24 protein-coding genes are annotated in these 25,267 nt (G+C 60.5%); 15 read left to right on the top strand and 9 right to left on the bottom strand.

Annotated features, from left to right (window positions below; all coding sequences use genetic code 11):
- The first annotated feature begins 140 nt into the window (after window positions 1-140).
- The 3 genes from P3T17_RS07810 to P3T17_RS07800 all read left to right on the top strand — a co-directional run bounded on the left by P3T17_RS07810 (window position 141) and on the right by P3T17_RS07800 (window position 3,808).
- Window positions 141-2,561 carry a YjbH domain-containing protein gene (locus P3T17_RS07810; protein ID WP_429406461.1) on the top strand — a complete coding sequence of 807 codons (2,421 nt, stop codon included), beginning with the start codon at window positions 141-143 and terminating at the stop codon, window positions 2,559-2,561.
- A gap of 224 nt (window positions 2,562-2,785) precedes the next feature.
- Window positions 2,786-3,274, top strand: coding sequence for a hypothetical protein (locus P3T17_RS07805; RefSeq protein ID WP_429405857.1), 489 nt, complete (start codon window positions 2,786-2,788; stop codon window positions 3,272-3,274).
- Window positions 3,275-3,343: 69 nt separating this feature from the next.
- A complete protein-coding gene (locus P3T17_RS07800) occupies window positions 3,344-3,808 on the top strand; it encodes a protein-tyrosine-phosphatase (protein ID WP_429405855.1) in 465 nt (154 codons plus the stop codon).
- Window positions 3,809-3,839: 31 nt separating this feature from the next.
- Here P3T17_RS07800 and P3T17_RS07795 read toward each other — a convergent pair whose 3' ends face one another.
- Window positions 3,840-5,240, bottom strand: a complete 1,401-nt coding sequence (locus P3T17_RS07795; protein ID WP_074266688.1) for a GntP family permease — start codon at window positions 5,238-5,240, stop codon at window positions 3,840-3,842.
- A gap of 186 nt (window positions 5,241-5,426) precedes the next feature.
- Here P3T17_RS07795 and P3T17_RS07790 point away from each other — a divergent pair, with 186 nt between their 5' ends.
- From P3T17_RS07790 to P3T17_RS07755, 8 genes are all read left to right on the top strand, one after another.
- Complete coding sequence (locus P3T17_RS07790; protein WP_429405853.1) at window positions 5,427-5,963, top strand: BON domain-containing protein; 537 nt, start codon at window positions 5,427-5,429, stop codon at window positions 5,961-5,963.
- A gap of 65 nt (window positions 5,964-6,028) precedes the next feature.
- Entirely contained in the window at window positions 6,029-6,331 is a 303-nt protein-coding gene (locus P3T17_RS07785) for a hypothetical protein (protein ID WP_074266687.1), read from the top strand.
- Between the two features lie 382 nt (window positions 6,332-6,713).
- Complete coding sequence (locus P3T17_RS07780) at window positions 6,714-6,941, top strand: hypothetical protein (protein WP_429405852.1); 228 nt, start codon at window positions 6,714-6,716, stop codon at window positions 6,939-6,941.
- Between the two features lie 191 nt (window positions 6,942-7,132).
- Complete coding sequence (locus tag P3T17_RS07775) at window positions 7,133-7,423, top strand: H-NS family nucleoid-associated regulatory protein (RefSeq protein WP_429405850.1); 291 nt, start codon at window positions 7,133-7,135, stop codon at window positions 7,421-7,423.
- 652 nt (window positions 7,424-8,075) lie between these two features.
- The gene (fae, locus tag P3T17_RS07770; protein ID WP_429405848.1) at window positions 8,076-8,600 is read left to right on the top strand and encodes a formaldehyde-activating enzyme; all 525 of its coding nucleotides are present in this window, start codon (window positions 8,076-8,078) and stop codon (window positions 8,598-8,600) included.
- 65 nt (window positions 8,601-8,665) lie between these two features.
- Entirely contained in the window at window positions 8,666-9,703 is a 1,038-nt protein-coding gene (locus P3T17_RS07765) for an aldo/keto reductase (protein ID WP_429405846.1), read from the top strand.
- Window positions 9,700-11,139, top strand: coding sequence for an NAD-dependent succinate-semialdehyde dehydrogenase (locus P3T17_RS07760; protein ID WP_429405844.1), 1,440 nt, complete (start codon window positions 9,700-9,702; stop codon window positions 11,137-11,139). The genes P3T17_RS07765 and P3T17_RS07760 overlap by 4 nt, the downstream gene beginning before the upstream one ends.
- A gap of 124 nt (window positions 11,140-11,263) precedes the next feature.
- A complete protein-coding gene (locus P3T17_RS07755) occupies window positions 11,264-12,655 on the top strand; it encodes an MFS transporter (protein WP_429405842.1) in 1,392 nt (463 codons plus the stop codon).
- Between the two features lie 123 nt (window positions 12,656-12,778).
- Here P3T17_RS07755 and P3T17_RS07750 read toward each other — a convergent pair whose 3' ends face one another.
- Together P3T17_RS07750 and P3T17_RS07745 are read right to left on the bottom strand one after the other, a co-directional pair.
- A complete protein-coding gene (locus tag P3T17_RS07750) occupies window positions 12,779-13,312 on the bottom strand; it encodes a hypothetical protein (RefSeq protein WP_429405840.1) in 534 nt (177 codons plus the stop codon).
- Window positions 13,313-13,345: 33 nt separating this feature from the next.
- Window positions 13,346-15,400 (bottom strand): alkyl/aryl-sulfatase, encoded by a 2,055-nt coding sequence (locus P3T17_RS07745; RefSeq protein WP_429289143.1) that lies wholly within the window; start codon window positions 15,398-15,400, stop codon window positions 13,346-13,348.
- A 451-nt stretch (window positions 15,401-15,851) separates the two neighbouring features.
- Here P3T17_RS07745 and P3T17_RS07740 point away from each other — a divergent pair, with 451 nt between their 5' ends.
- A complete protein-coding gene (locus P3T17_RS07740; RefSeq protein WP_074266678.1) occupies window positions 15,852-17,453 on the top strand; it encodes a peptide chain release factor 3 in 1,602 nt (533 codons plus the stop codon).
- Between the two features lie 8 nt (window positions 17,454-17,461).
- On the opposite strand, the gene P3T17_RS07735 is transcribed toward P3T17_RS07740, so the two are convergent.
- Both P3T17_RS07735 and P3T17_RS07730 read right to left on the bottom strand, forming a co-directional pair.
- Window positions 17,462-17,830: a hypothetical protein gene (locus P3T17_RS07735; protein WP_074266677.1), complete on the bottom strand. Its 369-nt coding sequence runs from the start codon at window positions 17,828-17,830 to the stop codon at window positions 17,462-17,464.
- Window positions 17,831-17,968: 138 nt separating this feature from the next.
- On the bottom strand, window positions 17,969-18,838 hold the full coding sequence (locus tag P3T17_RS07730; RefSeq protein ID WP_429405838.1) for a LysR substrate-binding domain-containing protein: 870 nt from the start codon (window positions 18,836-18,838) through the stop codon (window positions 17,969-17,971).
- A gap of 276 nt (window positions 18,839-19,114) precedes the next feature.
- On the opposite strand from P3T17_RS07730, the gene P3T17_RS07725 reads away from it, so the two are divergent.
- The 3 genes from P3T17_RS07725 (at window position 19,115) to P3T17_RS07715 (ending at window position 22,402) form a co-directional block, all read left to right on the top strand.
- Window positions 19,115-21,484, top strand: a complete 2,370-nt coding sequence (locus P3T17_RS07725) for a GNAT family N-acetyltransferase (RefSeq protein ID WP_429405836.1) — start codon at window positions 19,115-19,117, stop codon at window positions 21,482-21,484.
- 222 nt (window positions 21,485-21,706) lie between these two features.
- Window positions 21,707-22,021: a hypothetical protein gene (locus P3T17_RS07720; protein ID WP_074266674.1), complete on the top strand. Its 315-nt coding sequence runs from the start codon at window positions 21,707-21,709 to the stop codon at window positions 22,019-22,021.
- Between the two features lie 147 nt (window positions 22,022-22,168).
- Complete coding sequence (locus tag P3T17_RS07715; protein ID WP_429405834.1) at window positions 22,169-22,402, top strand: hypothetical protein; 234 nt, start codon at window positions 22,169-22,171, stop codon at window positions 22,400-22,402.
- 173 nt (window positions 22,403-22,575) lie between these two features.
- Here P3T17_RS07715 and P3T17_RS07710 read toward each other — a convergent pair whose 3' ends face one another.
- The 4 genes from P3T17_RS07710 to P3T17_RS07695 all read right to left on the bottom strand — a co-directional run bounded on the left by P3T17_RS07710 (window position 22,576) and on the right by P3T17_RS07695 (window position 25,090).
- Window positions 22,576-23,118: a hypothetical protein gene (locus P3T17_RS07710; RefSeq protein WP_074266672.1), complete on the bottom strand. Its 543-nt coding sequence runs from the start codon at window positions 23,116-23,118 to the stop codon at window positions 22,576-22,578.
- Window positions 23,119-23,266: 148 nt separating this feature from the next.
- Window positions 23,267-23,506 carry a hypothetical protein gene (locus P3T17_RS07705; protein WP_074266671.1) on the bottom strand — a complete coding sequence of 80 codons (240 nt, stop codon included), beginning with the start codon at window positions 23,504-23,506 and terminating at the stop codon, window positions 23,267-23,269.
- A gap of 118 nt (window positions 23,507-23,624) precedes the next feature.
- Window positions 23,625-24,098: a DUF3761 domain-containing protein gene (locus P3T17_RS07700; protein ID WP_429405832.1), complete on the bottom strand. Its 474-nt coding sequence runs from the start codon at window positions 24,096-24,098 to the stop codon at window positions 23,625-23,627.
- A 203-nt stretch (window positions 24,099-24,301) separates the two neighbouring features.
- Window positions 24,302-25,090, bottom strand: coding sequence for an IclR family transcriptional regulator (locus tag P3T17_RS07695; protein ID WP_074269240.1), 789 nt, complete (start codon window positions 25,088-25,090; stop codon window positions 24,302-24,304).
- Between the last annotated feature and the right edge of the window lie 177 nt (window positions 25,091-25,267).

Here is a 25,267-nt window from a genome sequence, read left to right as displayed (position 1 = left end):
CCAGGCGAGGGGTAAACGCCAGCGTTGATTGCGTTGATGCTCGCCATGTCGACCGGGGTTTGATGACAGTGCGGGTTGTCTGCCATTTTTCCTACCGTTCTATTCATAGAAAAGCGCCCATGAGCGCCACGACTAAAACCATGCTTAAACGATTGTGCGCTCTACCAGCAGTCACTCGGGGGCCTAAGACCATTGCGCTTGGCGCAGCATTGGCGTTTTCGACAGCCGCCTGGTCGGCAGACCCGACGCTCAACGCGCTAGGCCAAAGCGGCGGACTGGTGATTCCATACGGTTTTGTCTTGCCTACGGGCACTGTCGAAGCTCAATACAACAACTATATCGACCCGCGCTACGGAAATGTGGCGACGGGCAGCCAGGTCTACTGGGGCGCCGTCGGGCTATTGCCTTATGTCGAAGTCTCCGGTGGCCTCGCGAATTATACGGGTGACGTGCACGCGCCGTTTTCCGGAGCCGACCATTTCGTTCTACGGCATCTGATGGGCGATCTGAAGGTGGAAGTACCTCAGTTCTTCCAGTATCAGCCGGCCATTGCATTTGGCATGACGGACGTCGGTGGCCAGACGCATTTTTTTCGCTCGAAATACGGCGTCGTTTCTCAGGAACTCGGTCCCGCTACGCTCACACTCGGCTATGGCCAGGGTGACCGGCTCGATGGCCTGTTCGGCGGCGCGGAACTGTCGGTATGGCACACGGGGGTCTCGTTGCTTGCCGAAGACGACTCGAAAACCCCGTATGCCGGCGTACGCTATCACTCGCCGGAGATACGCTGGCTCGCCGATGCGAGCATCGTCGGCACGGTCATGCGTTCGATGCGGAGTACTGATGGTGTAACGCCAAGAACTTCGGTATCGATTGCTATCCAGATTCCGTTGGGCAAGCGTTTCGATGCGCCGCGTTGCCACAGTGGCTTGTGTGACGAGTCGACGGCGGCTCCGATCGATGTCAACGCCAACGCCAACGCCGACGCGGGTCAGGCAGAGACACCTCACACCAGGATGCTCACCGGCCTGCCACCGATTCTGGCGTCAACGACCCCGGCCAGTCCTCTCGACACCACACCGATCAACTATGTACCTGAACTCGCATCGCCGGGGCTCCTCGTTGCTGAAGACGCCGCGACGGCCGGGACGTCGGCTTCGCCCAGCTTGCCCGACGCGCTCGATGCGAATGCGCTGGACATGATCAAACAGCGGCTGATCGCGGCAGGGCTCGAACGCGTGCGTGTCGGGGTCGCTGGACGCGACCTTATCGTCGAGTACGAAAATCACCGTTACAACCAGAACGAGGCTGATGCGCTAGGGATTGTCCTCGGAGTTGCCAGTTCCAGCGCGCCACGCGACATCCAGCGCATCCGCGTCATCATCAAGAAGGCTGACCAGCCGCTGGGCGAGGTGAGTGTCGAGCGCGATGCCTATGCCCGGTTTATGGCCGGTGGTCCAGCTTTAGCCGCGGGGGCGACGCTCACGATGAGCATGCACCCGACCTACAACTCCTCCGCGGTGGCGTGGTCCGGCAATGAGAGTCCGCACGGTCTGAGTCGCATCCAGATCTTGCCCGTGACGCGATATCTGTACGGCACCGAGTACGGCAACTTCGATTATTCGGTCGGGGCCGACGTGCAGGGGTTCGTTCCTCTCTGGCGAGGCGCTGAACTGTACGCGAGCGTCATTGCGCCGCTCTTCAACAGCGAGAACCTGGATAACGGTCATGTCTATAGCGATTACCGCCTGCGCGGCGGTCTCGCATCGGCAGCTTTGGCTCAAAGCTTCTGGATAGTGCCGGGCGTGTTCAACGTCGCAGCGATCGGGAAGTTCGATTTCGACTACGTAGGTGTGGAGAACGAAACAACGGCGTTTGTACCGGGCCGCCCGGACGTCGTTCGTTTGCTGCTCGCGGGGTTGCATCACGAACCAGGTAACGACACCGTTCCAACCGAGAAGAATGCGGTGCTGACGTATCGCTGGGTCGAGCCGGACTGGAACGTCTGGGTTGAGGCGGGCGTGGCGCGTTATGTGGGCGGGGACAAGGGGCCGTTGGTCACGTTTACGCGCTGGTTCGACGACGTCTCGTTCAGTGTGCACGCAGAGCATAGCGGCCTTGGCAGCTTTGTGGGCGCCACCGTGAGTTTCCCGCTGACTCCGCGTCAAGGCATGAAACCTGGCATCACGCAGTTGTATGGCGACGAGAGCTTTGGGCTCGACTTCCGCACGCGTGCAGGTTCCACCAATTATCTGCCAGGCAATGCGGCTGAGAACGTCACGTTCGCTTATGGCGCACAACAGTATCTGTTGAATCAAGGCCGCTTCAGCGGCGAGTACTTCTCGACACAGCTTTACCGCATGCGTGACGCCTATCTGCGTTACGCGCAACCCGCCGAAGGGACACACGAACCCGGCGGGCCAAGCCCGGCTGCGAGTGTGTCACAGACAGCGCGCTTACGGTGCGCTGCCGGCATGACTGACGATCCCTCACACGAAACAGCAGACCAAGAACCTGGTTCTGTCAATTGTGCATTACCTTTTCCTGGAGAGAATGAATGAAACTTCTTAACGCTTCAATGCGGCGCACGTTGCAATTCGGGTCTGTAGCTTTCCTAACCAGTACGATCGTGGCGTGCGGCGGTGGAGGATCTAGCGGGAACCCTCCGTCTGGCACGGTTGGCGGCACGGCAGCGATCGGGGCAGCGTTGGCCAATGCAACGGTCAAGCTAACGTGCAAGAACGGTTCGGGAAACACCACCACGGACGCGAATGGTGCATATTCCGTGACTTTCAGCTTTGACGGACCTTGCGCGATTACCGCATCCAGCGGCGCTGTGACGGTTGACTCGTTTGCTTCGGGGGCCGGGACATTCAACGTGACGCCGTTGACCGAATTGCTCCTCGACTACATTGCGGCGGAGCAAGGCACGACGTTGTCGGCGTTACTCGCCGGTATTTCGAGCAATTCATCGTTTCAGGGTGCGTTGACCAACAGCGCTTTGATCGCAAGCGCGGAAACTGCGGTTGTGCAGATACTGGAGCAAACGTATGGCATTTCGCTCTCGACTACATCGTTTTTGACGGCGTCGTTCACACCGGGTCAGCCGGGTATCGACTCGGAGCTCGATGCTTTGCAGGCTGCAGGCGCAATCAATAGCGACGGATCTCCGTCCGCCACCCTGGTGGCGTCGGTGACGGCGGCAGGTGCAGCGGTGGGTAAAGGCGCTAGCGGCGGTACGACGCCGACGGGTGGAACCGGAAGCAGTACCTGAACGCAGGACGCAGCAGCCGCATCGACATCTTCAGCAAGCTAATCGTCCTTCTGGAGTTTGACTGGCCTGATGAATACCATTCTTGTGATCTGCACAGCCAATGTCTGCTGTGGCCCGATGGCGCAGGGGCTGCTTACCCGCGCGCTACCGGGTACGCGGGTGCTGTCCGGAGGGTTGTTTGTCGTGGAGGGAGCGTCGCCGAACGGCGAGGCCGTGGATTTGATGGACTCCGAGGGCCTCGATATTCGACATCACCGTGCTCACGCCGTCACCCCGTGGATGATCGATGCGGCGACTTTTATTCTCGTGATGACCTCGCGGCAGAAACTCACGATTGAGCGCCGTTTTCCACCAGCGTACGGCAAGACCTTTCGTCTGCTGGAGGAAGGCGACGTGCCGGAACCTTGCATGAACGGTCGTGCTCATCACGCCGCAGCGTTGCTCGACATCCGGGAGGGTGCGGAGCGCTGGGCGTGGCATATGTCGAGGTTGAAGATGGAGGCGGCTTATCTGGAGGCGATCTATGACGTATGAAGATTGGCGAATGCGGATCGCTTGAGACTACTCAAACCAGCCCCGTGGTGTAGTACACCGCGATCACAAAGAACACCGCCAGGGTCTTGATGATCGTCACCGCGAAAATCTCGCGGTACGACTCGCGATGCGTCAATCCCGTGACGGCCAGCAGCGTGATCACCGCGCCGTTGTGCGGCAGCGTATCCATCCCGCCGCTCGCCATCGCCACCACCCGGTGCAGCACTTCCATCGGAATATGCGCCGCGTTCGCCGCGCTGATGAAGGTATCCGACATGGCGGCGAGCGCGATGCTCATACCGCCCGATGCCGAACCGGTAATCCCCGCGAGCGAGCTGACCGACACCGCGGCATTGACGAGCGGGTTCGGAATGCTCTTGAGCAAATCGCTTACGACCAGAAAGCCGGGCAACGCCGCGATCACACCGCCAAAGCCATATTCCGACGCCGTATTGAGCGAGGCCAGCAGCGCACCCGCGACGGCTGCCTTGGTGCCGGAGGCGAAGCGTTCGCGCATGCGGGGAAACGCGGTCAGCATGACCATCACGATGCCGAGCAGCAACGCGCCTTCCACAGCCCAGATCCCGACGACGGCCTTGATCGATGTCGTGACTGGCGCATGAATGCCGGGCAGCACTTCCGGCGCAATCGTATATGACGCGCCGTACCAGTCCGGGATCAGCTTGGTGAGCGCGAAGTTCGCCACACCTACCAGCACGAGCGGCGCCACGGCCAGCAGCGGATTCGGCAGTTGTTTCGATTCGACGCGTTCCGGCTCATTGACGAGCGACGTGCCATAGCCCTCGCCCTTCGCCATCGCAGCACGCCGGCGCCATTCCAGATAGGTCAGCCCGACGACGATGATGAACACCGAGCCGATCGTGCCAAGCACCGGGGCGGCCCACGAGGTCGTCTTGAAGAAGGTGGTCGGGATGATGTTCTGGATTTGCGGAGTGCCCGGCAGCGAATCCATCGTGAAGGAGAATGCGCCCAGTGCGATCGCCCCCGGCATCAGGCGCTTCGGAATATTGCTCTGGCGATAGAGTTCGGCCGCGAACGGATACACCGCGAACACGACGACAAACAGCGAGACGCCGCCGTAGGTGAGCAGCGCGCAGACCGCGACGATCACCGCATTGGCGCGCGAGCGGCCGATATAGCGGATCGCGGCGGCGACGATCGACTCGGAGAAGCCCGACAGTTCGATGACTTTGCCGAACACCGCACCGAGCATGAATACCGGAAAGTACAGCTTCACGAAGCCGACCATCTTGTCCATGAAGATGCCGGAAAACACCGGCGCGACCGCCGATGGATCGGTCAGCAGGACGGCGCCGAGGGCGGCGATTGGCGCGACGAGAATCACGCTGTAGCCGCGATATGCGGCGAGCATCAGGAACGCCAGGGCGGCGAGGACGATGACAAAGGACATTGAGTCTCCGAAAGCTGGGTTGTTCTACTTGTACCGATGCGACCGATTGTACCGAATCGTCTCAATGGAGGACCAGGACGCGTCACTTCTCTTGTGTCCGCGCGCGCGGCCCGGCAACATGCGGGAATTGCGCAATATGAGCGCTGGTTGAGCGCTGGTGCGATCTCGAAGCAGTCGGGAGGTGCGATGAAGACCTGGCCTGTCGCTATATTGCTTTTCCTGTTTGGCATATCGCTGCATGCGCAGCAGAGTGACCTCAAGAACTGGTACAACGATCCGTTCTTCACTCTCTCGCAGGGCTTTGCCGATTGTCCGGTGCCGCTCGGGCCGCTGATGACGCACGCGCAGATGGAAAGCGATGCGCACTACCGGGTCGAGCGCGGAACAACCTGCTGGCTTGCGCATAAATGCTCGAAGCCGAACTCGTACCTGTACGACGCACCGATCGCCGACGCGATTCACGCGCGTTTCACGGATCCCCACGCGTTCGACGGCACGAGTATCTGGATCATGGTGCAGCGTCGCTTTGTCTACGTTGACGGCTGCGCGCCGCGCTCGTTCGATCGTCACGCGCTGCAACAGGAGCTCGAAGCAATTCCCGATGTCGAGCAGGTTTTCATGCGTATCGGCGCGGATCCCCACGGGCCGCTTCCCTACAAGACGCTTGCTGCGCCTGACGATCCGGCGAATGGCCATGCCGACGAAGACACGGCTCCCAAGTGACGCAGTGCAGCGTGCGCATGGCACAATCGCTGGGTCAAAGAATTAGAAAGGGACCGGGGTTCTCAATGAAACGCAGCTACTCATTTTCTGCTCGAATGGAACATGTAATCCGCGTGAAACGTGCGGCGCTTGGCGCGGCTTCCGGGTTCGCCTTGCTTGCGGCGCTGGCCGGTTGCAGCAGCAGTCCGCCGCTGTTCCTGCCTGACGGCCGGCCCACTACGCTGGTCCAGTGTCCGGAGGGCTCCGATTCGTGTACGCAGCAGGCGCGCGCCAGTTGCGGCGGCCAGTTCGACGTGGTGCGTCAGTCAAATGACGAGGGCACGCACAGCCTGATCTACGCGTGTCCTGCGAAGTCGGGCGTCCAGTAGCGAGTGGTTCGCCCGGAAGATGCCGGGCGAAGTGCAGCGGCAAGCGCGGTGTAAGCGGCTCGGGCGGCGCCCAGGCCGGAGCGTTCCTTTTTGCCGCGCGTCGATCCGGACCACCCACTCCGCTTCATAAATGCGGCGCGCAAAGCGATCGTATTGACCTCGGCTTAATTCCCTATACCGCGGCGTTCAGGATGCGATGCCATGAGCGCTTTGCGAATCCATGAATGCTTTCCCCCGAAGAATCAGGAATACATAAGCGACTTTATCGCCGCTATTCCTCTTTTCCTTACGATCTATTGCCTCGCTGCCTTATCGACAGGTCTCGACGGCACGCTTCATGCTTTAAGGTCGGATAGTACCTGGGAATATCGGGGGAGACGTAATGAATCACCATCAATTAGAAAAAGACATTCAGCATCTCGAACACGTGATTACGCGGATTTCCGCCGCTGACCGTATTCCGCTATCGTATTGGCGCAACCGGCTCAAGTCGGTATCGGACGCGGCATTGGTGCCGTCGCTGGCGAGCCGGGTCAGACGGCTCCATGTGGCACTGAGCGCGCTTGAGGCGCGAGAAGGATTAGCGCTCGCGTCAGCCAATGTGCGGTAACGTCGTCGCTGACGATGACTTAACGTTACGTATCATTCATGCCGGATGGCGCTCGGGTGATTGCCGCGTTGCTGACTCAGGATGCGTTTCACACGCATCTAATCCGCAAACGGACAGGTGATGCTACCCGGCACTTTTTAGGTCTGATAGGGTCACACTGCAGTTATCCAACCGACTGGAGGCGATTCTTCATGGCCACTTACAAACAATTGACTGCGCAGCTCGAAAAACTTCATAAGGAAGTCGCGGTTGCTCGCGAAAAAGAAATTGAGCAGGCGATTGCTGATATCAAGCAGAAGATTGTGGAATACGGCATTACCGCAGAGGAACTTGGCTTTTCGAGCAAACGTTCAACGCCGAAAAAGGCACCTTTACCACCGAAGTACCGCAATCCGAAGACGGGCGAAACCTGGAGTGGCCGTGGGCGTTCGCCGGCCTGGCTGGCGGGTAAGAATCGCGAACGCTTCCTGATCTCCGAGTGAAGTGATGCGGCGGTGAGAATTTTTCGCACCGCCGCGGTGGTCCCGAAAACTCTCACCTTTGCGTTTGGTCGCAGCCACTGATTCCGCGGATGACTGCATTTTGCGTTTCGCTGCCGTGGGCTTTTGCGAGCCGTTTTTGTCTGATGCTCGCGGTGCGATTGCGCAAGCCTCGATCGAGTTGACGTTTGCGTCGACGCCGTCGTTGTGAAGTCGGAACACCTTGTCTGACAAGGCTTTGCGCGATTTGTTCATCGCACTTTCTGCGGTGAATGAGTGATGTCCGATGCGCTCTTTTGCTCTCCTCACTTCGTTTCGAACTAGTCCCACATCCAAAACGTTCGGTGCATGCGCAATGAGGTTGGCCGTCACCTCAAGCGGTCTTTTTGCGGTTTGCTGTGCAGGTCCCGAAAACCCTCACCTTAAGGAATGGGGAAGAATGTCGGGACCTTGACGACGCGCCACGAGACCGCGCGTAAATTGCAGTCTGTCTAGCAGCGTAACGGGCGATACACGTCGGCTCACGTCTGGCCAGCGGGCAGGTATACCCGGAGTTGAGCGCGTCTCATACCCCAGATCAAAAAACATCGATTCATGGTCGCTCATCTCGAATAGCACAATCCGCTCATCCACCTAACCCTTGATGGGAACAGACATGAGCGTAACGACAGAAAAGCAACTTTTTATCGGCGAAGGCTTCGAAGGCCCGGGCGTGAATCTCGCGCACATCAACGTTCTGGTCGGCCCGCGTAATGGCCCGGCTGGCCAGGCGTTCGCTACCGCGCTGTCGACGCCGTCTGCGGGTCACGCGCCGTTCGTCGTCATTGCCCGTCCGGGTGTCCCGACCAAGCCGCTCACGTTATATGTGAACAAGGCGCAGATCGGCAGCGACTTCCATGGCAACGCCACCTGGGGTGCTTCGCAAGCGGGTATCGCCAAGGCCGTGGCTGAATCGCTCGAGAACGGCACGCTGCCGCCGGAAGCGGAAAACGATTGGGTTGTCGTGTCGGCGAACTGGGTCAACCCGAAGACCGACGATCTCGACGCCGTGTTCGAGAACAACTACCGCGCCTGCAAGAACGCGATCCTCGCTGCAATGAAGGGTCTGCCGCATCGCGACGAAGTATTTGCCGCCGCGCGCGAAGTGTCGAACCCGTTCTATACGCCGAAGCAACGCTAAAAACGCTAACTGGCGCGCCGCCGCTCGCGCCACACGAGCGCCGCCGCCATCAGGAGACAAACAAAATGGAATACATTCGCCTCGGCCAATCGGGCCTGAAAGTGTCGCGCCTATGCCTCGGCACGATGAACATGGGCACGCCCGACTGGAAGCCCTGGATTTTCGACGAAGCGCAAAGCGAGCCGATCGTGCGCCACGCGCTCGAAGCCGGCGTCAACTTCATCGATCTCGCGGACTTCTATTCGACGGGTGTCGGTGAAGAAGTCGTAGGCCGCATTCTCAAGCGCATCGCGCGGCGCGAAGAGATCGTCGTTACGACCAAGGTCGGCTACGACATGGGCACGTATCAGAACGCCGGCGGCCATTCGCGCAAGCACATCATGGATGGCATCGACGGCTCGCTGAAGCGTCTGGGCATGGAATACGTCGATATCTACATGCTGCACTTCTTCGACGTCAACGCGCCGGTCGAAGAAACGATGGGTGCGCTGAACGATATCGTGCGTGCCGGCAAGGCACGCTATATCGGCGTATCGACCATGTACACGTGGCAGTTCGCCAAGATCATGCAGGTATGCGAACGCAACGGCTGGCACAAGCCGATCAACATGCAGTTGCAACTGAATCTGGCCTATCGCGAGGAAGAGCGCGAGATGATTCCGTATTGCGACGATCAGGGCGTGGGTGTATCGGTGTTTAGTCCGTTGGCCCGTGGTCTGCTGACGAGCGATCCGAACTCGACGCGCAATCAGACCGACTTCTTCACCGCGCAAATGTACGGCGATACGGCCTCGCGTGAGATTGCCGCATCCGTAGCGCGAGTGGCCGCAGCGCGTGGCGTGTCCGCCGCGCAGGTCGCCCAGGCGTGGGTGCTGAATCATGGCGGCGTGGCAAGCATGCTGGTCGGCGCAGATACGCCCGCGCAATTCGATAGCGCGCTCGCCGCACTCGACACCAAGCTCTCCGCCGACGAACTCTTCGAACTCGAACGCAACTACACGCCTTGCGATCTCATCAACGATTACACGGCAGGTAAGCGCATCGCCCGCGAGCCGCGGCCGGCGCAAGCGGCGTTCGCCCAAACTCTGGAAAAAGCAGCATGAGCGATTTTCTCCGTACCGGGCATTACATCAACGGCGAATGGTATCGAGGCGCCGAGACCTATGCCGTGTCGAATCCGGCTACCGGCGAGCTGATTGCCAACGTGGCGAAAGGCGGTGCTGCTGAAACCGCTCAGGCGATTGCCGCCGCCGAACGTGCATTCCCTGCGTGGCGTGCGTTGACCGCGAAGGAACGCGGCGCACGGGTGAAGCGTTGGGGCGAGTTGATGCTCGAGAACCGCGATGCGCTTGCTGAACTGATGTCGCGCGAACAGGGCAAACCGCTTGCTGAAGCGCGCGGTGAGGTGGGTTATGCGGCGAGCTTTTTCGAGTGGTTCGCCGAAGAAGCGAAGCGCGCTTACGGCGATGTGATTCCGAGCCCGAATCCGAAAGCGAAGATCATCGTGACGCGTGAGCCAGTGGGCGTCGTCGCGGCGATTACGCCGTGGAACTTTCCGCTCGCAATGATTACGCGTAAAGCGGGCCCGGCGCTGGCGGCTGGCTGCACGATGGTTCTCAAGCCGTCCGAGGAGACACCGCTGTCCGCTTTCGCGTTGGCCGTGCTGGCCGAACAGGCCGGCGTTCCCGCTGGCGTGTTCAACATCGTGTCTGGCGATGCAGTTGCGATTGGCGAGGCGCTGACGGCCTCATCGGTGGTGCGCAAGCTGTCGTTCACCGGTTCCACGCGGGTAGGCAAGCTGCTCGCGAAGCAATCCGCGGATACGCTGAAAAAGCTCTCGCTGGAGCTCGGCGGCAACGCGCCGTTCATCGTGTTCGACGATGCGGACATTGAAGCCGCCGTGCAAGGTGCGATGGCTTCAAAGTTCCGCAACACTGGGCAGACCTGTGTGTGCGTCAATCGCTTCTACGTGCAGGATGGCGTCTACGACGCTTTCACCCAGGCGCTGACGAAGGCCGTGCAGAAGATGCGGGTCGGCAATGCGCTCGAAGGCGAAGTCGAACAAGGTCCGCTTATCAATGCAGCCGCCTTGAAGAAAGTGGAAACCCATGTCGCGGATGCTTTGCAGAAGGGTGCCAAGGTGCTGACAGGCGCGAAACGTCACGCGCTCGGCGGCACGTTTTACGAGCCGACGGTGTTGATCGACGCATCGAAGTCGATGCTGGTTGCTGGCGAAGAAACCTTCGGCCCTGTCGCCGCCTGCTTCCGCTTCAAGACGGAAGAAGACGCGATCGCAGCGGCTAACGACACGCCGTTCGGCTTATCCGCGTACTTCTACACCCGCGATCTCGGCCGGGCGTGGCGCGTGGCCGAAGCCCTGGAAAGCGGCATGGTGGCGGTCAATGAAGGCATCCTTTCGACGGAAGTGGCGCCGTTCGGCGGCGTCAAGGAATCGGGCCTGGGCCGCGAAGGCTCGAAGTATGGGCTCGATGAGTATATGGAACTGAAGTACATGATGATGGGCGGCCTTGGTCGCTGATCGTCGCATTATTTGTAACGGTCCGCTTCGCGTTGCGCATGCGCGAAGCGGATGACGCAGTACCGTGCGCGATGACTGGCGACAAGCTGGCTGCGCACGGCTGCTCGAACAAGGAGGAGACAGCGTGAGTATTCAGGATATCCAGGTAAGTGCACTTGATCTTGCCTCAACGCCGCCGCGTGCAAACCACACCGCGTCCGCACATGATTGTGTTCCCCTCGACGACGTTCCACTGAACGCCTTCCACGTCAAGATTGCCGGCCTGACCTTTGGGGCGCACTTCACCGAAGGCTACGCGCTCGGCACGATTGGCTATGCGCTTGCCTCGCTGAATCGCCAGATGCCGCTCGACGCGTTCTGGATGGGCATGATTGGCAGCTCCGCTCTGATGGGCATCTTTCTGGGCAGTCTTGTGTTTGGGTGGCTATCGGATCGCATGGGCCGCCAGAAAATTTTCCTGTTGAGCTTTTTGATCATCACGGCAGCCGCGTTCGCGCAGTTCTATGTGGCCTCGCCGGCGCAGTTGTGCGTGTTGCGGGTGTTGATCGGGTTTGGCATGGGCGGCGACTTCGCGGTTGGCCATGCGATTCTGGCCGAGTTCTCGCCGCGCAAACATCGTGGGACGCTGCTCGGTTCGTTCAGTGTGGTGTGGACAGTCGGCTACGTCGTTGCGAACGTACTCGGCATGCAGTACGCGCACGCTTCACCGGATGCGTGGCGCTGGTTGCTGGCTTCGGCTGGCGTTCCCGCGCTGATCGTGCTGGTAATGCGTATGGGTACGCCGGAGTCGCCGCGCTGGCTCCACGGCAAAGGGCGTATTGCGGAGGCCAAGGCCGTCCTGCTCAAACACTTCGGCCCGAACGTGACGCTCGACGGCAACGGTGCCGACGATCACAGCAAAGTGCAGGGCGGATTCGCACGCCTGTTCAAAAAGGATCTGATTCGCCGTACGCTCTTCAACTGCGCGTTCTTCGTGTGCCTGGTGATTCCTTATTTCGCGGTCTACACATTCCTGCCGACCGTCCTCAAGGCGATCCATCTGAACGACGGCTCTGGAGCGGATCTTCTGCTGAATGGATTCCTCGTGCTGGGCGCGTTGATCGGCATCTGGCTTACCATTGCGCTGCCGCGTCGCGTGTTTCTGATTGGTTCGTTCGCGGTGACTTGCCTGTCGCTGGTGGCGCTGAGTCTGCTGCCGGAGTCGTCGACGATTGCGATGATCGTGGCGTTCGCGATCTTCACGCTGACCATGTCGGCGTTCTCGAATCTGGTGGGCGTGTTTCCGCCGGAGTGCTTTCCCACTGAGGTGCGGGCATGTGGTGTGGGTCTCGCTATTGCCTGTAGCCGGCTCGGTTCGGCGGTGGGGACGTTTCTGCTACCGCTGGGCATTGCACAGCTGGGTTTCCACGCGACCATGATGGCGCTAGCCGTAGTGCTCCTGATTGGCATGGTGGTGTCGATCGCATGGGCGCCGGAAACGAAGCACCTGACGTTGAATGAGGCGAGCGGCGCATAGCGTTGCATTGCTTCAGACAAAATCCATCGTGTCCAAAAAATATGGCCGAACGTTAAATGTTCGGCCATATTCCGTAACAGCAATGCTGATGAAATAGAAACAGTCTTTGGTATTGCACCTTTTCTAGAAATTAACTGCTCGGCCCCTTTCTACAGGAAACGCGCGATCAAGCACGGATCGTAGTAGTTTCGTATGCGTCTCGCTTGCATCCAGAATGAGCAGATTATCGTCGAACGCTGTGTCGATGTTTAATTTCCCATTCATAATGGCCTGCATCGTTGCTTCGGATGAAACAAACACCACATCGCGATCAGCCTGATTTTCCGAGGTCACGTCGGGTGGTTCGGGCTGAATGTCGGGGTCGAAGCCAGTCTCAGTAGCATGGAAAAATCCCCAGGTTCCGATTTCAATCAGAAGCACATAGAAATCAGGGAGCGCCATTAACTGCGTAGTCGGTACAGCGGCTTCTAACCGGTCTTGCAGGCCCTTGAGCGCATCAATAGCCGCCAATCGCAGCTTCATATTGCTCAACGCGCCCTCGGCCTGCGTTTCCGGCAATGCTCCGGTATCCATTGCTTCTCGCGTCGCAACGGCTACCGTGAGCGCCTGAGGATGCCCGATATTAAATTCAATCTTCAGCTCACAGATTGCACACATCGTCTTGATTCCGTGTTTAGGGCTAGTCGGTTTTTACGGTGTGACAATATTGAACCAGAAGTCGAAATTATCGAGCCAGGAGACAAATTCACCTAATTTCGGTGCACTCCCGCTAATCTTGGCTTTACCAGCCATGACCAGTTTCTCCATTGACGTATTACCCATCATCACTTCGTTGAGATCAGTGCGCGTCATCGTCACTGACGCATCCGCCGTATCCGAAGTTTTACCTTTGGAATAATGCAGAGCGGAATTTTCGACACCGACCACATAACTCTCATTCGTGTCGGTCATGACGAAATTGAAACTGATCGTCTTGCCAGCCGCGCGCGCTCCGTTCAGGCGCACACCCTGGTAGTCGAGGAACATCTCCAGAGGCATGGCCTTGATGGTGTCCGGGCTTTGCGAGCTGCCGAACGGCACCTTATGGACGCCGTTACGCAGCTCCATTGCGCCGGTCAGATAGAAGTTGCGCCAACTGGCCGACTCGGCCTGATAGCCCATCTGCTCGTAAGCGTCGGCCAGCATGTGCTTGGCGGCCACGTTGTCTGGATCGGCAAAGACCACGTGGTTCACCACCTCGGCGACCCAACGGTAGTCGCCCTTGTCGTAGTAGTGCTGCGCCTTTTGTAGCACCGCTGCGGGGCCACCCATGAACTCGACATAGCGCTTGCCGTTGTCGACCGGCGGCAGCCGGTGAAGGTTGGCGGGCACGCCGTCAAAGAACCCCAGCCGCAAGTTGTACTGCGCGATCAGGTCATGAAAGACCGTGCCGTAATAGCTCCGACAGTACCAGTGCCTGGCGAGGCTATCGGGCAGGTGCAGGGTGTCGGCGATTTCCAGCGGGGTCAGGCCGGTATTGGCGAGACGCATGGTCTGGTCATGCAGATACCGGTACATGTCCCGTTGCGCCCGCAGGAAGTCGACGATGCGCTCGTTGCCCCAGGTCGGCCAGTAGTGCGAGGCGAACAGGACTTCCATTTCGCCGCCGAACATATCGATGGCAGCCTGCAGGTACTTCGACCACAGCAATGCATCGCGAACCTTCGCGCCACGCAGCGTATAGAGGTTGTGCAGCGTGTGGGTGGCGTCTTCCGAGGCGCAGAAGGCCTTGAACTTCGGGATGTAGAACATGAACTCTGACGGCGCTTCGGACTCCGGCGCCATGATGATGGTCATGTCGATACCGTCCAGAGTCAGCTTCTGGCCCGTCGAGTTGGCGAAATCGGTTGGCACGATGAGCGTGATTGCGCCGATGGAGGTCGTCTTGCCCAACCCGCCGTCCACCACGCCCGTCGGGCTTCTCGGCAGCAGATTGCCGTACATGTAGGCGGCTCGCCGGCTCATGGCGTTGCCGGCAATCACGTTTTCGCCCACCGCGGCTTCAGTGAAAGCCGCCGGCGCGTAAATCTTTACCTTGCCGGCCTTGATATCCGCTTCGTCGACCACGCCGCGAACGCCGCCATAATGGTCTGCGTGACTGTGGGTGTAAATGATATGAGTAATCGGGCGATCGCCCAGGTGTGGAATAACCAGCTGCTTCCAGACAACCACGGCAGCATCTTCGGTCATTAGCGGGTCGATAACAATCCAGCCGGTATCGCCGCGAATAATACTCATCACCGATAAATCGTAACCGCGAACCTGCCAGATACCGTCGACGACCTCGAATAATCCATGATTCATATTCAGCTTGGCGTTTCGCCATAAGCTGGGATTAACCGAATCCGGTGCGTTATTTTCTGGTCCGCCTGTAATAAATGAGAATTGGCCTAAATCCCAGGCGGCACCCCCTTTAGAACTGGGAATAATGCCAGGATCGGGTAATGTAGCAATCAGTCCACGCGTGGCGTCCTGAAAATCCTGCGTATCGTTAAATGCCAGCTGATTGGCGTAAACCGAATTGGCATCTCGTGTTGCTTTAGTAGGCGGCTTTGAACCAATTCCGGTTGGCCTAGGCGCTGCGGGGCTTTGCGCCAACGCCTCACCCACTCCTGCACCGAAACCCGTCGCAATGCTAACGGTGGCGACACCTCTTAAAAATTCCCTGCGTTTAGTCGAGGAAGCCGGATTGTTATCGTCGGACATACACATACCTCCAGGTTTTCCGAAGGTCCCATGGCGAGGAACCAATGGGGGTTAGTGATCGTTAGGCCCTTCAATCACCGCGATTAATCCTAGGTGATGTAGTAAAAATTCGCAAACAAGTTATTTGCTTGCATCTTCCGGTAATTGCATGTAGCTCTGATTCATCTGCAAGTCGCCGCCGTGTTTTCAGGGCCGTTATGCCTTTTGCGATCATTGTGCTTTTCGATTCACCCGTTTCTCACGCCGCAGTGTCTTATCTGCCAGGACATTGGCGGTCGACGTGCGTGGTTGTCCCGACACGTCGCGCCGCAAACTGCCGCTGCGGCCGCCGTCGTCGCCCCCCGTTTCTCTACGTCGTTTCCCATGACGTGTATCATTCGTTCCCTGCGCGGTTCTGCGCCGGCGATGCCCCGTATACCGCTTGAACCTCTATCTGTGACCGCCCGATCCGATGTCAGTCTCTGAACTCAAACGCCGCCGCACGTTCGCGGTCATTTCCCACCCGGACGCGGGCAAGACCACGCTGACCGAGAAGCTGTTGCTGTTTTCGGGCGCGATCCAGATTGCCGGCACCGTGAAGGGCCGCAAGAGCAATCGCTACGCGACTTCGGACTGGATGGAGATCGAAAAGCAGCGCGGCATTTCCGTAGCCAGTTCGGTGATGCAGTTCGAGTATGGTGATGCCGTCATCAACCTGCTCGATACCCCGGGCCACGAGGACTTCTCGGAAGACACCTACCGTGTGCTGACGGCGGTCGATGCCGCCGTGATGGTGATCGACGGCGCGAACGGTGTCGAAGCGCAAACGCTGAAGCTGCTCGAGGTCTGCCGTAGCCGTAAGACGCCGATCGTCACCTTCATCAACAAGCTCGACCGCGAAGTGCGCGAGCCGCTCGAGCTGCTCGACGAGATCGAACAGCATCTGGGGGTCGCCGCCGTGCCGTTTACATGGCCGATCGGGATGGGCAAGGACTTCCAGGGTGTCTACGATCTGCAGCGCGATCAGGTGCGTCTGTTTCGCGCCGGACAGGACAAGGCGGGCGGCGAGGTCGAAACAATCCACGCGCTCAGCGACGAAGAAGGCGAGCGCCGCTTCGGTCATGCCTGGGTCAAGGCGAAGGAAGAAATCGATCTGATCACCGGCGCCTCGCCTGATTTCGATCGCGAGCAGTTTCTCGCCGGTCAGCAATCGCCTGTGTTGTTCGGTTCAGCGATCAACAACTTCGGCGTGAAGGAAATTCTCGACGCACTGGTCGATCTGGCGCCGCCGCCGTCGGCACGCATGGCGGTGCAGCGCTCGGTCGAGCCGGATGAGCCGAAATTCACCGGTGTCGTGTTCAAGGTGCAGGCGAACATGGACCTGGCGCACCGCGACCGTGTGGCGTTCATCCGCGTCTGCTCGGGGCATTTCGAACGCGGTATGGCGCTGAAGGTGACGCGCTCGAACAAGACGTTCCGCGCCAATAACGTGGTGACGTTCCTGTCGCAGCGTCGTGAGACCGTGAGCGAAGCGTATCCGGGGGACATTATTGGCATTCCGAATCACGGCACACTGAGCCTCGGCGATACCCTGACCGAAGGCGAGACCCTGCAGTTCGTCGGTTTGCCGTTCTTCGCGCCGGAAATCTTCCAGACAGTCGAAGTGGTGGACCCGATGCGCGCCAAGCAACTTGGCGAAGCGCTCAAGCAACTCGGCGAAGAGGGCGCAATTCAGGTGTTTCGCCCGGTGGGCGGCGGCTTGATGATTCTGGGTGCGGTTGGCCAACTTCAGTTTGAAGTGGTGTCGCACCGTCTGTCGACCGAGTACAAGGTCGATGTGCGGATGGCGTCGGCGCGCTATCGGATGTCGCGCTGGGTGACCTGCGACGACGCGGCTGAATTGCGTCGTTTCACCGATGCGTATGCGGCGCGGATTGCGCTCGATGCATCGAACGCGCCGACGTATCTCGCCTCACACATCTCCGAGATCGAAGTTGCGCAGAAGGCGTGGCCGAAGATCGTCTTCAACGAATTGCGCGAGCATTCGGGCGCGCCATTCAAGAAGGCGATGTAACGCAGCCCTCAGTGCTTCGTCGTCGTAGACGGCGCGAGAATCGTGACCTCGGGAGCAGGCTCTTCGCGTTGCTCGTGTTCCCGACGCAATTGCTGCTTCATGACTTGCCCGTCGCGCAATCCTTCGAAAAATTCTGCGTCGAGCCTGGCCTCGGCCTCGGCGCTGCTGGCAAGTTCTTCGAAGCGGAACAGCATCTTTGCGCGCGCGGCCGGCGATGAATTGCATTGCTCGATGGCCCGGGCGAGCGCAGCGAGCTTGGCGAACTGTTCCGCGTTGCGCTGCCCCGCGTTGGCGGCCTTTGCGAGGATGCCGTCGAGCAGCTGATCGCTGGCAGGTGCTTCCAGCGCTTCCGGGAGACGGGGTTTGCTTTCATTCATGATTGGCTTCCTTGGACAGGGTTCCGGGCAGTCCTGGACAGATCCGGCCGTCGAACCCCACTGCCGCTGTATGGACGGCAACGAAAGTATAAGGTGTCGAGCGTAGTGAAGGGTTTTCCGATCGCCGGCTCTGCCTCCTCACCCCATCTTCAACACCTCTTCCCGTAACCATCCGGCAAACGCTTGCACATGCTCGAGCGCCTCGTGCCGATGCGCGATATCGAGCCAGTACCCAAACGGGCCGCTGACCTCGATCTCGGAGATCTGCGCCAGGCTTCCATCCGCCAGTTCTTCGACGATCATGTTGCGGTCGACGATGGCCAGTCCCACGCCTTTGCGCGCGGCGTGAATGGCCTGCTCCAGATTCGAAAACTCGATGCCGTTCTCAGCGTGGTGCGCCGGCATACCTGCGGTTGCAAGCCAGTTCGGCCACAAATCGAGCCGCGTTTCGTTGTGCAGCACATGCAGCGCGGGCATCGTTGCGAGCAGCGTGTCGAGCGGGCGCCCGGGCAACTGCGGCGCTCCCACTAACGTATGGCGCTCCGTCATCAGCAACTCGGAATGCGCGTCCGGCAGTGCGTCGCGTCCAAAGCGGATGTTGCAGTGGCAATCCTCAGTCGGCTCGGTGCGGATGGACAGTTCCACATCGGGCAGTTCCACCGCTAGCGAGCCAAGTCGCGGCGAGAACCATTGAGTCGCGAAGGTGGGCGGCACTGACAGCACGAGGCGACGCCGGCCTTTGGCGGTGGTGATCTGACGCGTGCCGCGCTCGATCGTATCGAACGCTTCCGACACGCACGGCAGCAGCTGCAAGCCCGCCGCGGTCAGGCGGATGCCCTTGTGGTCGCGCTCGAACAGCTTCGCGTCGAGCGACTCCTCGAGTATCTTGATCTGGCGGCTTACAGCGCCCTGCGTCACGCACAGGGCGCTCGCCGCGCGATTGAAACTCAGATGACGTGCCGTCTCCTCGAAGAAGCGCAACGCAATCAGCGATGGCAAGCGCCGCATAACTTCACCTTCCGTTTTTCTGGTCGTCCGGCGGTGCGCCGGGTTGGCGCGGTCCTACCGCCCGCAATGATTGTCATGGCGTGGATTGTCGCATTTCGGATGGTGTTTGAGCGGGCACAAGCAACAAAATTCGCTCGCCTGGGAACACGTCTGACAGTGTGCGCCGTCGGTGCGCTTTCCTGACCCGAAGCGCCGCACAACGGTGCCGGCATCGCCTATCCTGAGGGGATGCGCGTTGCTCCTGAACGCACCCTCTTTCGACTCGCGGAGTGTCCCGTGACCGTTCGCAATCTCGATGCGCTGTTTCGACCCAAATCCGTTGCCGTGATCGGCGCTTCACGACGGCCGCGCAGCACGGGTGCGATGGTGTGGACGAGCCTGCTGGGCGGCGGCTTTGATGGCCCCTTGTGGCCCGTGAATCCGAAATACGACGCACTCGACGGTCACGCCGCCGTGGCCGATGCCGGCGACCTCCCGGAGGCGCCTACGGTGGCGCTGATCTGTACACCGCCGTCGACGTGGCCAGGGATCATCCACAAACTTGGCGGTCTGGGTACGCGCGCCGCGATCATCGTCGGGGAAGTCCACACGGACGAGGACCGCACCGCGCTCAGGCACGCGCTGTCGGCGGCGCGGCCGCATCTGCTGCGCATTGTCGGACCGGGCAGTCTCGGGGTGATGTCGCCGGCACTGCGGGCGCATCTGGGCGCGCCGTCGCGCCTCGTGAAGGCGGGAGGGGTGGCGTGGGTCTCGCAATCCAATGCGCTGACCAATGCCGTGCTGGGCTGGGCGTATGCGCGTGGACTGGGCTTTTCGCACGCGGTGGCGCTCGGCGGTGAGGCGGATGTGGATGCGGGCGACGTGCTCGACTACCTGGCGAGCGATCCAGGTACCCGCGCGATCCTGCTCGAACTCGATACGGTACGCGCGGCCCGCAAGTTCATGTCGGCGGCGCGGGCGGCGGCTCGCAACAAGCCGGTCCTTGCGCTGCGCTCGGGGCGCGCCGATCCCGCCGATGGCTTGTACACAGCTGCGTTCCGCCGCGCCGGGATGGTGCGCGTCGACTCGCTCGACGATCTGCTCGACGAGATCGAAACGCTCGGTGTTGGCCGCGTTGCGGCCGGCGCGACGGCGACGCTGATCACCAGCGACCGCGGCGTGGCGACGCTCGCCTGCGATGCGTTCGCGGCGGCCGGTGACACGCTTGCGCAGTGGCCCGCGGAGACCGTGGACGAGGTCACCAAGGCGTTGCCGCACGCGGTCCCGGGCAACCCGCTGCTTCTCGGCGACGACGCTCGTGCCGAGCACTTCGGCACGGCGTTGCAGGTTCTCGCGCAGCAAGGGGCGACCGGGACGGCGTTCGTGGTTCACGCGTCGACTCATAACGCGCCGGTCGGCGAGGTCGCGCAGGCGCTGATCGCTAATCAGCGATTCGCGTATCGCGGTTTGCTGGCGTGCTTCTTTGGCGGAGTGGACGCGGCGACGCGCGATGCATTGCATGCGCAGGGCATTCCGGTGCATACGACCCCGCAGCGCCTCGCCCGGGCGTTCGCTCGTCTGGTCGATTACCGGCTGGGGCGCGAGCTGCTGATGCAAACGCCGGAAGGGCTGCCGGCGCAGATCCCCGCTGAGACCGACGCCGCTCAGGCGCAGGCGCGCGCGGCGTTGGCTGCGGGTGAGGACACGTTGACGAAGGAACCCGCAGCACATCTGCTCGCGCACTTCGGGTTGCATGTTGAACCGCTCGATGCGATGCAGGACAAGATCGTCGACATCGACGTCGAACTGCACGACGACGATAACTTTGGTCCCGTGTTCCGTTTCACGACGCCATTGGCGGATGGCGTGTCGGCGCCGGAGCGGGTCTTCGGCTTGCCGCCGCTCAATCCCATGCTGGCGCGCGATATGGTGATGCGCTCGCCTTACGCGCGGGTTGCTGCGCCCGAACCGGTGCTGGCGGCTTTCACGGCGCTCTCACAGGCGGTATGCGATGTACGCGAGATAGTCGGCTTAAAGCTCGTGCTGCGGGTATTCCGCGAGCACGTCGCTGTCATCGCGCCGTCTATCCGGCTCGGCGCCAAGCGCAGCCGGCTCGCGATCATGCCGTATCCGCGCCGCTACGAGGAGACGCTCGATTGGCACGGTCTGCAGATCACTGTACGACCCATTCGCCCCGAAGACGAGGCGGCTCATCACGACTTCGTCGAAGCGATGACGCCCGACGATCTGCGTCTGCGTTTCTTCGGCGCCGTAGGCAGCTTCGATCACTCGCAACTCGCGCGCATGACGCAGATTGACTACGACCGCGAAATGGCGTTGATCGCGACGGTTCCATGCGAGGAAGGTTTCACGCGGACGTTAGGGGTGGTGCGCGCCGTGGCGGATCCCGATAACGAAACCGCTGAATTCGCGGTGGCGATTCGCTCCGATCAGAAGGGGCGGCACCTCGGCACACTGCTGATGGAGAAGATCATCGCTTATGCGCGCTCGCGCGGCACGCATTGGCTGGTGGGCGAAGCGCTGCGCGAGAACGGACCGATGATCGCGTTGGCCAGAGCGAGTGGATTTACGGTGACGCACACCGAAGATCCAGGTGTGGTGGGGTTCAGGATGGCGCTGGATGACGCAGAAGCCGCGCAAGGTTGATTCGGAAGCAATTGCCTCGCGTCTCGGGTTCTTGTGCCGTCCCTTTGAGAATCGTCCGAGTGTTTGCCGCGCTCGCTTCCGATATATTTTTATGCTCCCTTCAGCGATCGCAATCACGGCGTCGTTTAGCACGCCCACGGCGTGAACGCATATGTCGTTCGCCGTCCCACGGGCAAGTCCGAATCGCTGAGCTCACCACGATATATCTGGACCGATACTCCCATGGATAACTTCGCCGACTCCGATCAATTCATCAAATCACTGCTGTTCGCGTTTCTCTTCAGCGCTGTTTCGATCTTCGTGCTTCAACTAACCAATCTCATCGATCCGGACCATCTGTTGGGCCGCGAAGGCGTTGCATGGCTTGCCGCGACCGTCGTTTGCACCGTCGAACCGCTTCTGCGTCATCAGGGAATTCTGAAGGGCGGTGTCGAATGCCAGATTGGCGACTTCACCAAGGCAAGCGCGCTTGGACGTCTGATTGGAGCGCCGGCAGGGTGTGCCTTTGCATGGGCGATCACGATTATTGGATCGTGAGCTTATCTCGCGTGCAATGTTGCAAAGAATCGTCAAGGATTCCAGATTAAATCATGAGTGAGTCAACGGCTTCCGCAGAAGGCCGTTAAACACACGACCGTTATCAGGTCGTACCCTCAACCGAGATTTTTTCAGGAAGGACTAACGATGAACAAGCAGATCACTATCGCCGCTCTCGCCGGGTTGTTTTCGCTCGGCGCTTTTGCACAGGCATCCGCACCCGTCGCTGCGCCCGCCCAGGAGCAGAGCGCCGCTCCGGCCGAGGCAGCGTCCGCTGTGAAGCATCACCACAAGCATCACAAAAATCATAAGCACCATGCATCGGCAGCGGTTGAGGCATCCGCCGCAACGGGCGCTTCCAATACGGCCACGAAGCCGTAAGGCCTCGGCTGGCCTTGCCGCCTGATGACGTTGAGACTGGGACTCAATGTTGAGTCCTGGGAAGTCGTTCTGGCGCAGTCGTCAAGCAAAGATAGACCATCACCATCGCTGAGACGGCCGGATCGTAACGCCGGATGGCAGCTTCATCCGGCGTCGTCATGACGGCAGCGTGCTCAGGCCGGCAGTTTGCCTGCCGCCTCGTCCACCTGGCTGCGCGACACTGACAACTCTTCGAGCCACGCCTGCGCATACACGGCACCCGTCTCACGTTCGAGGCGGGCAATCGTTGCCGCGCAGCGAGCGGCGTCCTTCGGCGTCGCGATGAAGTCCTTCACCGATTGACCCGCCTTGAACGCGTCAAACAGCGGTACGCGGATATCGTCGGGCAGCGCGCGCGTCCACTGGTACGGCTTGCCGTTATACGTGAACGACGGCGGCAGCACGCGTTCCTTCTTCGCAGCCGGAATCAGGCCATAGGTGCGTGCGGCGTCGCCGATCTGCTCCGGCGAAAACAGTTCGTCCGGGCTGATGTCGAATTGCTGGATGTACGCTTCCATCGCCTGCATGGCCGCGGCGCGGTCGTCGCGCTTTTGCTGCGCGCGGGCCACGATGTCGCGCAGTTCGTCGGCTTCTTCACTGGTGATCGTGAAGCTCGCCTGCTTCTGCTGGAGTTCGGAAAAACGCTGGAATTCGGAATCGGTCAGAAGTTTCGCCATGAGGTATCGATAGCGCGCGCAGGTCGTTGCCCGCGCGGCGACATTTTTGAAAGGGTCGCCATTCTAAACCATGCCGACTTAAACCATGTGAGTGTGGCGAAAGACCTGGCGGGCTCCACGCCTGTGCGTGCGTCCGGGCGGCTCCGCCTTATTGAATCGGGCCTTCCTGCGCGTGAGCGGCCGCCCGCTCTTCAGCCTGCTTCTTCTTCGCCAGATGGTGTCCGACGATACATCCGCCAACCGCGCCGACAACCGCGTGATGGCCCGCATAGTGACCCGCAACACCGCCGACCACGGCACCCTTCAGACAGCCGGCCGCGGAAGCCGAACCTGCGAAACCCGCCAGCGCAAGAGCCAGCAAAACGAGAGAACAAGACGATTTCTTCATGATGATGTATCGGTGTGAAGCTTGAAACGTAAGGCGAGATACGCCTCATCCTGGGTCCGGCCGTTGGAGCCTTTGCAGCCCTTCCGGTACGGACGCAGGATTGTACGACGGTCAATATTTACTGGCAGGCCTTGCCGCCTTGGGCGTGGTAGCCCTTGGTCTTCGCGTCTGCTTCGCTCATGTATGAGCCGTGCTTGGTTTTGCCGTAGTACTTGTCGCCCGGGCAGTGGTAGACCTTCGTGCTGGTGTTGACCCACACCTGGCCGGGGCCGCCGCCAGGGGCTGCCTGGGCGGTGCTGGCCGCTGCAGGCGCCTTGGAGGGTGCCGCTTTGGCGCTGCTGGCTGCCGCCGGCGCCATGGCCGGTGCTGCTGCCGGAGCCGAAGCCGCGGCTGCGCTCGACGCTGCGCCGTACCAGGTCTGGACGCCTTTATGACCCTTGCATGCACCCTTCTTCGTCGCACCGGAATAGAACGAGCCGTCCTTGCAGAGACCCGTCGTGCCGCTCGGCGCGCTCGCGGGAACCTGCGCATAGCTCGCGCTCGCTGCGAACAGGCCGGCCACGGCGGCCATGGAGAGAATGAGTTTTTTCATCGTTTTGATCCTGTTGACCTGCCGCGGCATCGCCGCGTTCATCGGGGAGGCGCAGACAATCCGGCCTGCTAGAGAGCCGTGCATGCTGCGGTTTTTGTACGCGCATGAGCGCGACCCTGATAAAACGCGCGAGCCCCGCGATCGGCTGACGTGCCGCATCCCTGAGACTGTCAAATATTGCCAGGCCAGGCCGGTGGGGGATGCTAGCTCGCTTCTTCGCGATACATCGACAGCGCCGCGACAGTTTCCCGCAGCATCGCGGTCGCTGCGTCGAGCGCGGGCGCGACGTATTCGTCGATACGCCGCAGGTACGGACAGGTCAGCACGGCGATCGCCTGCCCGGACGGCCCGAGGATGGGGAACGTGACATCGGTGACGCCGAAGATCTGCTGGCTGTCTTTTTGCGAGAACCCTGCCGTGCGGATCCGCTCGCAGGTCGCCTCGAGCGCTTCCTCGTCGATCGTCACTTCGCCTTTCACCTTCGTATGCTCGGCGAGCATATGGGCGCGCTGCTCGGCGGTCTGGAAAGCCAGCATGACGCGGCCCGAGCCGGTATCGATGAGACCGACCCGAGAACCGAGCCGCACCGACATCCCCCACGTGCCCGGACCGTCCACCTGCGCAATCACCAGAAGATTGCCGCGGTCGTACACCACCAGGTGACACGACTGCTCCGCGCGGTCCGAGAAACGCTGCATCAGCGGCAGCGCTTCGTAGATCAGCCGGTTCATCGGCGGGTGCCGGTGCGCAAGCGCATACAGCTTCAGGCTCAGCGAATAGCGGTCGCCCCCCGCCGAACGCACCACATATTGACGGGCGACCAGCCGCTCGAGCATCCGGTACATCTCGCTCGCATTACGTCCCAGCAGCTTGGTGATCTCGGCGCGCGTCAATCCATCTTTCTGCTCGGCCAGCAGTTCGAGGATATCGAGTCCCTTGTCCAGCGCGGGCGCCCGGTAACGGTCGGCGTCGTCTCTTTCTTCCGCATCCATCATCGGTGGAGTTCCATGTGTCGACCTGAGTTGGCGCTTTAGTGCTTACGCCGCTCCCATGCAAAGCAGTGCAGGTTTCATTGTCATCTGGCGCGTGAGTGTAGAGCGCAATTGGCGCGTGCGGCCAGGGAAAGTACGGACGGCTGTTACACCGGACATGCCTTGACTTCGAATGAT

The organism is Paraburkholderia sp. GAS82, assembly GCF_050436285.1.
In the GTDB taxonomy this organism is placed as follows: domain Bacteria; phylum Pseudomonadota; class Gammaproteobacteria; order Burkholderiales; family Burkholderiaceae; genus Paraburkholderia; species Paraburkholderia phenazinium_B.
Note: the sequence above shows the minus strand (reverse complement) of the source record. Positions and strands in the feature narration are given on the sequence as shown.

Coding starts and splice junctions, on each gene's coding strand:
- P3T17_RS07810 (WP_429406461.1), top strand. CDS start 141: ATGCTTAAACGATTGTGCGCTCTACCAGCAGTCACTCGGGGGCCTAAG.
- P3T17_RS07800 (WP_429405855.1), top strand. CDS start 3,344: ATGAATACCATTCTTGTGATCTGCACAGCCAATGTCTGCTGTGGCCCG.
- P3T17_RS07795 (WP_074266688.1), bottom strand. CDS start 5,240: ATGTCCTTTGTCATCGTCCTCGCCGCCCTGGCGTTCCTGATGCTCGCC.
- P3T17_RS07790 (WP_429405853.1), top strand. CDS start 5,427: ATGAAGACCTGGCCTGTCGCTATATTGCTTTTCCTGTTTGGCATATCG.
- P3T17_RS07785 (WP_074266687.1), top strand. CDS start 6,029: ATGAAACGCAGCTACTCATTTTCTGCTCGAATGGAACATGTAATCCGC.
- P3T17_RS07780 (WP_429405852.1), top strand. CDS start 6,714: ATGAATCACCATCAATTAGAAAAAGACATTCAGCATCTCGAACACGTG.
- P3T17_RS07775 (WP_429405850.1), top strand. CDS start 7,133: ATGGCCACTTACAAACAATTGACTGCGCAGCTCGAAAAACTTCATAAG.
- fae (WP_429405848.1), top strand. CDS start 8,076: ATGAGCGTAACGACAGAAAAGCAACTTTTTATCGGCGAAGGCTTCGAA.
- P3T17_RS07765 (WP_429405846.1), top strand. CDS start 8,666: ATGGAATACATTCGCCTCGGCCAATCGGGCCTGAAAGTGTCGCGCCTA.
- P3T17_RS07760 (WP_429405844.1), top strand. CDS start 9,700: ATGAGCGATTTTCTCCGTACCGGGCATTACATCAACGGCGAATGGTAT.
- P3T17_RS07750 (WP_429405840.1), bottom strand. CDS start 13,312: ATGTGTGCAATCTGTGAGCTGAAGATTGAATTTAATATCGGGCATCCT.
- P3T17_RS07745 (WP_429289143.1), bottom strand. CDS start 15,400: ATGTCCGACGATAACAATCCGGCTTCCTCGACTAAACGCAGGGAATTT.
- P3T17_RS07740 (WP_074266678.1), top strand. CDS start 15,852: ATGTCAGTCTCTGAACTCAAACGCCGCCGCACGTTCGCGGTCATTTCC.
- P3T17_RS07735 (WP_074266677.1), bottom strand. CDS start 17,830: ATGAATGAAAGCAAACCCCGTCTCCCGGAAGCGCTGGAAGCACCTGCC.
- P3T17_RS07730 (WP_429405838.1), bottom strand. CDS start 18,838: ATGCGGCGCTTGCCATCGCTGATTGCGTTGCGCTTCTTCGAGGAGACG.
- P3T17_RS07720 (WP_074266674.1), top strand. CDS start 21,707: ATGGATAACTTCGCCGACTCCGATCAATTCATCAAATCACTGCTGTTC.
- P3T17_RS07715 (WP_429405834.1), top strand. CDS start 22,169: ATGAACAAGCAGATCACTATCGCCGCTCTCGCCGGGTTGTTTTCGCTC.
- P3T17_RS07710 (WP_074266672.1), bottom strand. CDS start 23,118: ATGGCGAAACTTCTGACCGATTCCGAATTCCAGCGTTTTTCCGAACTC.
- P3T17_RS07705 (WP_074266671.1), bottom strand. CDS start 23,506: ATGAAGAAATCGTCTTGTTCTCTCGTTTTGCTGGCTCTTGCGCTGGCG.
- P3T17_RS07700 (WP_429405832.1), bottom strand. CDS start 24,098: ATGAAAAAACTCATTCTCTCCATGGCCGCCGTGGCCGGCCTGTTCGCA.
- P3T17_RS07695 (WP_074269240.1), bottom strand. CDS start 25,090: ATGGATGCGGAAGAAAGAGACGACGCCGACCGTTACCGGGCGCCCGCG.